Source organism: Sandarakinorhabdus sp. (assembly GCF_031422795.1).
Lineage (GTDB): Bacteria > Pseudomonadota > Alphaproteobacteria > Sphingomonadales > Sphingomonadaceae > Sandarakinorhabdus.
The window spans coordinates 1-7,875 of sequence record NZ_JANPML010000084.1; the positions used below are offsets into that span (position 1 = coordinate 1).

Sequence of the window (7,875 nt, forward strand, 5' to 3'; positions counted from 1 at the left end):
AGCACCAGCAGCATGATTGGCGCCGCGATTCCGGCCTGTTCGAATGTGGGCAGCAGCCCGATGCAGGCCGTCGCGCCGCCCATCACGCTGATAGTGATCAGGAAGGTGTATTTGCGCCCCACCTTGTCGCCAAACCAGCCAAACAGCAGCGCGCCCAGCGGCCGGAAGAAAAAGCCGATGGCAAAGGCGAACAGGCTGAAAAGGAGCTCGGTGGTGGGGTTGCCGGTGGCAAAGAACAGCTTGCCGAGCAGGCTGGCCAGGATGCCGTAAAGGAAGAAATCATACCATTCAAACACGGTGCCGAGGCTGCTGGCCACGATCACCAGCCGATCCCGCTTGGGGTCGATCACGTCTTCGCCTGTCGCCTCTGAACCGCCCAAAACCCCGGCCTCCCCGCCTGTTTCTTGCCTACCGGCATAGCGGATGCGGCGCAGGTTGCAACTTGTGTGCCATGGGCTACCGCAGCCTTGGCGGGTTTCGCCGGGCCATCCCGGACAAAGGCCCGCAGGCCGCCCCGCAAGAAAAGCCTAGGCCGATCCTGTGAAGACGAATTTCGATCCCACATAGGACCGCACGATCTTCTGCGGCATAACCCGCATCGCCTCGGTGATGAACACCTCACCCGTGCAATGCATGGGGATGATGTAACTGGGATTGATCGCGGCAAACTCTGCGACTGTTCGCTTGGCTTCATCCACGGTTCGTGGCCGTACAAGGTGAAATCCACCAATTACTGCATGCACTTTTTCGATGCCGGATACCGCCTGCGCCTGCCTGACCGAGTTGATGACGCCGCGATGGCTGCATGATGCGATCACCACCAGGCCAAGGTCTTTGACGGCATAGCAGGTTGCGATTTCGTGCTCGGCATCGTCGGGCAGTTCGCCGAGAGCGCTTTTGGCCGGGTTCAACGCTGTTCGGCTACAACCGATTCCAGGCCGCATCCTCGTGGGTATTGCGGCGCGTTCAAAGCTGTTGAGCGGGATCTTCCCGGTCGTGAACGCATGATCCGCGACGGTTGCGGGCGACTCGCGAATGACGACATCAAATCCTGCCCTGGCCAACGCGGCACGGTCCAGCGTGCCCATGATTGGTGCAGGATTGCCGATCATGGCCACGCGCTCGCAAAAGGTTTCTTCACCACCCACAACCAGCGGCACCCGGCGCTGACTTGCAGAACGGCCCCCGAAGTTTCCGGCGAACAATCCGGGGAAGCCGCCATAGTGATCAAGGTGGCCGTGGCTGAGCACCGCTGCATCGATCGTTTGCGGATCAATTCCCAGCAGGCGCATGTTGGTTTCCAGCGCTTCTTTGGAATAGCCGAAATCGACCATGACACGACGACGTTGATTGCCGATCTGCGAGTCGCCAAGGATCGACAATCCAAATTCGCCAACAACTGCTTGTGCAAGCATGTGCGTTTGCTTTGCTGGGCCGCCATTCCCGGCGCGGATGACGATCATTCCAGGCAGATTCAGATCGTCGAGAAAGGGGCCGAAGGTTGCGGCGTCGGTGACAACCTGCAACGCAAGACTGTCGACCTGCTGTACCTGCAACGCCTGAGCGGACTGTGCCGTGGGAAATGCCCGCGTTGCCAAACCCGCCATGGCGGCGGCTGCCAGCCTCAAAACCGCTCGGCGGTTCGCAATCAGCATTGATTCGACCGCCATGATTTTGCTCAAGAGCAGCAGAATACCATGCATTGGCTGCAGCAAAAACCCGTCGCAACGCGCACAGGCAGAACAAGTGCCAAGCCCCATCAGCGCCTTGCGCCATTGCTGCTGGGTTGGCGTCACTGCCAATTGACCGTCTGCCCGTGCGCGGGCATGTCGTCATTCATGCAATATGACGCAATCATCATCGGCGGGGGCCACAACGGGCTGGTAACGGCCTTCTATCTCGCCCGCGCGGGCCTGAAGGTGCACATCTGCGAAGCGCGCAGCATAGTGGGCGGCGCCTGCGTAACCGAGGAGTTCGCGCCGGGGTTCCGCAATTCAACGGCGAGCTACACCGTGTCGCTGCTGCAGGACAAGGTCGCCTGCGACATGAATCTGGCCGAACACGGCCTGAAGATCGTCAACCGCCCGCTCAACAATTTCCTGCCGCTCGATGGCGATTATCTGAAAGTCGGCCCCGGCGTGACCGAAGCCGAAGTGGCGAGGTTTTCCGCCAAGGATGCTGCCGCCCTGCCCGCCTATGATGCGCGGCTGGAGGTGCTGGCCGATCAGATGCGGCGCCTCGCGCTGAAAACACCGCCCGGGCGCGGGCTGAAGGGCATGGCAACGCTGGCCGCACAAGGCTGGCCGTTGCTGGGGCTTTCCGGCGAAGAACAGCGTGACCTGTTCACCCTGTTCACCCGATCGGCGCGCGAATTTCTTGATGGCTGGTTCGAAAGCGACCCGATCAAGGCGGTGCTGGGGTTTGACAGCATCGTCGGCCATTTCGCCAGCCCGGATACGCCGGGTTCGGCCTATGTGCTGCTGCACCATGTGTTTGGCCAGGTAAACGGCATCAAGGGCGCGTGGGGCCATGCCATTGGCGGCATGGGCAGCATCACCCAGGCGATGGCCGCGGCAGCGTGCGAAAAGGGCGTGTCCATCGGGCTGGAAGAACGGGTGGCACGCGTGAACATCGTCGGCGGCAAAGCCTGCGGCGTTACCCTGGAAGATGGCCGCGTGCTCGAAGCGCCGATCATCGCCAGTAATGCCGGCCCGGCGCTGCTGTTCCGCCAACTGGTTGACCGATCCGAACTGCCGGTCGATTTTGCCCGCGCCATGGATGGCTTTGCCTGCGGTTCCGGCACCTTCCGCATGAACGTCGCGTTGTCGGAACTGCCGGATTTCACGGTGCTCAAGGGCCCCGGCGTGCACCACGGTGCCGGCATCATCATCGCGCCGTCGCTGGATTACATGGACCGCGCCTATACCGGTGCCAAGGCTTATGGCTGGTCGGCCCGGCCAATCGTGGAAATGCTGATCCCCTCCACCATGGACGACACGCTGGCGCCAGAGGGCGGCCATGTCGCCAGCCTGTTCTGCCAGCAGTTCGCGCCAAACCTGCCCGACGGCCAAAGCTGGGACGATGTGCGCGATAAGGTGGCCGATCTGATCGTCGATACCGTTACGGCGCACGCCCCCAATTTCAAGCGCAGCATCATCGCGAGGCAGATCCACTCCCCGCTCGATCTGGAACGCAAATTCGGGCTGATCGGCGGCGACATTTTCCATGGCCGCATCAGCCTTGATCAACTCTGGGCCGCCCGCCCAGTGCTGGGCCACGGCGATCACCGCATGCCGGTAAAGGGCCTGTATCTGTGCGGCAGCGGCGCCCATCCCGGTGGCGGCGTCACCGGTGCGCCCGGCCACAATGCCGCGCGCGAAATTTTGGCGGATCGACCGCTTTTCAAGCTGCGGGCGTAACAGTTCACCCTGCCCAAGCGCGGCGATGCTCCCTATAGAGGAGCCATGACGAATCTGCATCCCACACTCGCCCGCGTCACTGACCGCATCATCGAGAAGAGCCGCCCCGGCCGGCGTCGCTATCTCGATTTCATCGCGCAGGAGCGGGAAAACGGCATGGGCCGGGAACGCCTGTCCTGCTCCAACCTAGCCCACGGCTTTGCTGCTGCACTGGATGATCAGGCCACCATCAAGGCCGGCACGCGGATCAATATCGGGCTTGTCACCGCCTTCAACGACATGCTGTCGGCGCATCAGCCCTATGGCAGCTACCCGCCGCAGTTGAAGCTGTTTGCCCGCGAAGTCGGCGCGACGGCGCAGGTGGCCGGCGGCGTGCCGGCGATGTGCGATGGCGTGACGCAAGGCCAGGTCGGCTTGGAATTATCGTTGTTCAGCCGCGATGCGATTGCGCTGGCCACGGCTGTCGCGCTGAGCCACGGGATGTTCGAAGCCGTCGCCTTGCTCGGCATCTGCGACAAGATCGTGCCCGGCCTGTTGATTGGCGCACTGCGCTTTGGCCACCTGCCGATGCTGTTCGTGCCAGCCGGGCCAATGCCGTCGGGCCTGCCCAACAAGGAAAAGCAGCGCATCCGGCAGCTGGCGGCCGAAGGCAAGGCCAGCCGCGACGAACTGCTGGAGGCTGAAAGCGCGTCCTACCACAGCCCCGGCACCTGCACCTTCTATGGCACCGCCAATTCGAACCAGATGATGATGGAAGTGATGGGCCTGCACGTGCCCGGCGCCGCCTTCGTCAATCCCGGCACCGGCCTGCGCAACGCCATGAACCGCGCCGCCATGCACCGGCTGGCCGGCATCGCGCTGAATCAGCCCGACGAGCGCCCGCTGGGCCAGTGCGTGGACGAACGCGCCATCGTCAACGCCGTGGTTGGCCTGCTGGCCACCGGCGGTTCCACCAATCACGCCATCCATTTGCCGGCCATCGCGCGCGCAGCCGGCATCAGCATCGACTGGCAGGATTTCGACGAATTGTCAGGCGCAGTGCCGCTGATTGCCCGCGTCTATCCCGGCGGCGCGGCGGATGTGAACCAGTTTCATGCGGCCGGCGGCATGGCGTTCACCATCCGCACCCTGCTCGAAGCTGGGCTGCTGCACGGCGATATCATCACGGCCGGCGGGCAGAGCCTGGCCGATTTCGCCCGCGATCCGGTGATGGCCGACGACAAATTGAGCTGGCAGGACGTGCCGGCCAGCCGGGATGAGACCATCCTGCGCGCCGTTTCCACCCCGTTCCGCGCCGATGGCGGCATGCGGCTGGTGAAGGGCAATCTGGGCCGCGCCATCTTCAAGACCAGCGCGGTGGATGAAGAACGCTGGACCATCGAGGCCCCGGCCCGCGTGTTTGAAGACCAGGAATCGGTGCAGGCCGCCTTCAAGGCCGGCGAGTTGAGCCGCGATGTCGTGGTGGTGGTGCGCGGCCAAGGCCCGCAGGCCAACGGCATGCCCGAACTGCACAAGCTGACCCCGGCATTGGGCGTGCTGCAAGACCGCGGCTTCAAGGTGGCGCTGGTCACCGATGGCCGCATGTCGGGCGCGTCGGGCAAGGTGCCGGCCGCCATTCACGTCTGCCCGGAAGTCATGGCTGGCGGCCCTTTGGCGCGCGTGCGTGATGGCGATGTAATCCGCCTGTGCGCGCACAAGGGCCAACTGGATGTGCTGGTGGATGCGGCGGAATTTTCGGCACGCGCCCCGGCGGTGATCGCAGCATCGGGGCCAGGCACGGCACGCGAATTGTTCGCCTTCTTCCGCAGCGGCAGCGACGATGCCGAAGCCGGCGGTTCGGCGATGCTGAAGGCCGCTGGTCTGTAGCAAACGAAAACGGCCGGGGTGTCGCCACCCCGGCCGCTTCAGTATCGGAGAAATCCGATTACTTGGCCTGCGCCAGATAGGCGGTCATGCGCTTGGTGGCGAGCGGCGAAAGCTTCACGGCCTTGGCGGCAGCGAGGTTGGCCGAAGGGCCGTTGCCGACCTGCACCAGGGCAACCATGCCCATGGAGAAGTGCGGCAGGCACTTGATGCCATAAACGCCCGGCTTGCCGGCCTTGAACACGAAATCCTTGCCCATCGCGCCCTTCTGCTCGGCTTCGCCGGCCGGCAGCAGGCCGGCGATGGTCTGGGCGTTGTGGCCCGGATTGGTGGCCACGAACTTCACGGTGTCACCCGGGGCAGCCTTGACGAACGCCGGTTCGAAAACCATGGCGCCTTCCTTGCCCTTGTTCAGCATCTTGACGGTGATTTCCTTGGCAGCCGCCGGAGCAGCAATCACCAGGGCAGCAGCAACAAAACCCAGAAGCTTCATTTGTCTCTCCTTGCGTCGGCGCACCGTGCGCCGCTCAACCAAAAATCGCCCGTCTGATGTATGGATCAACCGGTTGCGCGGCTCCATACGCCCACTCGCCCGCGCTGGGATTGTGACACTTTGTCCATGCAGCCGTGCTGACAGCGCTTTTGGCACGCCATCGCTTTCAGCAGGCTGAATAATTCACAGGCTGGCGATCAGGCCAACCGCCGGATCGATGCGCCCGTTCACCAGTTCGGCCCAGGCCTTGGCAACCGCAGCATCGCCGGTTACGCGCTCCACCCGCAGCCAGCCCAGCGTGGCCGCAAAGCGCACCCAGCCGGCCCCCAGCCGCTGTTCAAAGCCAGCCGGGCCCCATTCGGCAACACGGCCCTGCGCCACGGTCGGCGCAAAGAACATCTGCGGCACCGGGCCGGGCAGCGCGGCGACATTGGGCACCTGCCAATGGGTGTCGCCCACGACATGGGTTTCCTTCAGCCGGTCACCCAGCAGCGTGTGAACATCGGCACGCACGCCGCCATGGCCAGCGATATCGATGAAGGCGATGGCGTCGCCAGCGATCTGGCCGACTTCGTCATAGCTAAGCACTTGATCGTAATAGCCGGTCTTGACGCAGAAATCGCGATTGGCGGCCGACGTGAGGCCAACCACTTGGCTCCGGCCCTTGGCCGCTTGCGCCACGCCCATCGCCGTCTTGGACGAGGCCGACGACAGCACCAGCGTATCCACCGGGCTGGTCGCCACCAGGCAATCGATCAGGAAGCTGGTGGCATAAAGCGGGCGGAACAGGCACTGCAGCGCCTCATCGCCCCATTCGGCGCTGGCCGGGTTGTAACGGTTGTAGAACGGCGGCAGCCCGGCGCGGTGGGCAACGCCATCGGTGAACCCATGCGCCGATACCTGCACTGGGGTCATCACCGCCTGCGCACCCATCGGCCAATAGCCAAAGAAGCGCTGGCCAACGCTGATGCCGTCGGCCTTGCTTTCGCTGACTTGGGCGAAGCCCCACACCGGCACGATGCCAAGGCCCTCAGGCGCGGGGAAGAAGCGCCAATAGGCGAAATCCTCACCGTGCACGGCATAAGTGACATTGTTGGCGGTGAGCGCGAAATGCTCGACGACAAAACGCGCCTCGCCGTCGGCAATCGGGCCAGGATCAGGCAGCGCAGCGGTTTGCGCCAGAGCGCCAATCTTTGCAGCAAGGGTCGTCATGGGGCTTCATCCTTCCAGATGGCGACGCCAGCGGGCGGCACCAATTTGCTTCCGATCACTACGCGTTCTTCAATCGCAACGGCCTGCGGGCCATAATTGAACAGGAAATTCAGCGTGCCGCGCCGTTCGACCCGCACATCCGGGCCAAGATCGCGCGGATGCAGCCCGGCAGCAACGGCAATTTCCGTCAGAACGCGGCGCAACAGGCCATCATCGGTCTGCCCGGCGAGATAATGCGCCTTATCGTGGGCAAACCACAGGCCGCGGCCATCATCGAGGGCAAGGCGGGTTTCAACGGCAGCACCGGCTTCGACATCCTCCATCCAGCCCGTCACCTGCCCGCCATTGCCGACTGACAGCACGATTCCGGGCGGCAGGCTTTCCACCCGCGCCACCGTCACGTCGATCAGCGCCTGCAATCCATCAGGCGGCAGAGTGGCCGGAATGGCGAAATCCCGCGTTTTGGAACCGGTGCGCGGGCCGGCCAACACAGTCGCGCCGCTGCTGGCAAGGCGCTGCGCCAACGCTGCATCCAGCACAATCTGCCCCGGCAGCAGCAGCAGTGCGTAACCACTGAAATCGGCATCGGGCGCCACGATATCAACGCTCAAACCCAGTCGCCGCGCCGCCGTGTGCCAGGCCATCGCCGTGGCCAGCGCATCCTGATCGCGGCCCTGCGGCTGGCTCTGCACCGCCCACATGCTGTCATAATCGAACATCAGCGCCACATCGCTGCGGCCGCGCTTCGGCAGCGGGCCCAGCGTGGCCAGCCCGGCACTGAGCGCCGCCACTTCCGGCCACGCCGCTGCTGGCTGGTTGTCGGGCCGGTTCAGCCCGGCGTGCATCGCCTCCTGCCCCGTGGGTGCCTGCCGCCAGCGGAACCAGCTC

General features: G+C 64.1%; 7 protein-coding genes. 2 read left to right on the forward strand and 5 right to left on the reverse strand.

All coding sequences use genetic code 11. From position 1 onward, the window contains the following. On the reverse strand, positions 1-350 hold a 350-nt coding region (locus tag RMO81_RS03345; RefSeq protein WP_310474318.1), incomplete at its 3' end, for an MFS transporter. A 177-nt stretch (positions 351-527) separates the two neighbouring features. Continuing rightward, on the reverse strand, positions 528-1,796 hold the full coding sequence (locus RMO81_RS03350) for an MBL fold metallo-hydrolase (RefSeq protein ID WP_310474324.1): 1,269 nt from the start codon (positions 1,794-1,796) through the stop codon (positions 528-530). Between the two features lie 42 nt (positions 1,797-1,838). Between RMO81_RS03350 and RMO81_RS03355 the strand changes: the two genes are divergently transcribed. Together RMO81_RS03355 and edd are read left to right on the forward strand one after the other, a co-directional pair. Continuing rightward, the gene (locus RMO81_RS03355; protein ID WP_310474319.1) at positions 1,839-3,419 is read left to right on the forward strand and encodes an NAD(P)/FAD-dependent oxidoreductase; all 1,581 of its coding nucleotides are present in this window, start codon (positions 1,839-1,841) and stop codon (positions 3,417-3,419) included. A gap of 45 nt (positions 3,420-3,464) precedes the next feature. Continuing rightward, on the forward strand, positions 3,465-5,285 hold the full coding sequence (edd, locus tag RMO81_RS03360) for a phosphogluconate dehydratase (protein ID WP_310474320.1): 1,821 nt from the start codon (positions 3,465-3,467) through the stop codon (positions 5,283-5,285). Positions 5,286-5,343: 58 nt separating this feature from the next. Here the strand turns inward: edd and RMO81_RS03365 are convergent, their stop codons facing one another. From RMO81_RS03365 to RMO81_RS03375, 3 genes are all read right to left on the reverse strand, one after another. Further along, positions 5,344-5,775, reverse strand: a complete 432-nt coding sequence (locus tag RMO81_RS03365; RefSeq protein WP_310474321.1) for a pseudoazurin — start codon at positions 5,773-5,775, stop codon at positions 5,344-5,346. Between the two features lie 183 nt (positions 5,776-5,958). After that, positions 5,959-6,987, reverse strand: coding sequence for a DUF2855 family protein (locus tag RMO81_RS03370; protein WP_310474322.1), 1,029 nt, complete (start codon positions 6,985-6,987; stop codon positions 5,959-5,961). Then, a partial coding sequence (locus tag RMO81_RS03375; protein WP_310474323.1) for a beta-galactosidase trimerization domain-containing protein occupies positions 6,984-7,875 on the reverse strand: 892 nt, incomplete at its 5' end. The genes RMO81_RS03370 and RMO81_RS03375, both read right to left, overlap by 4 nt.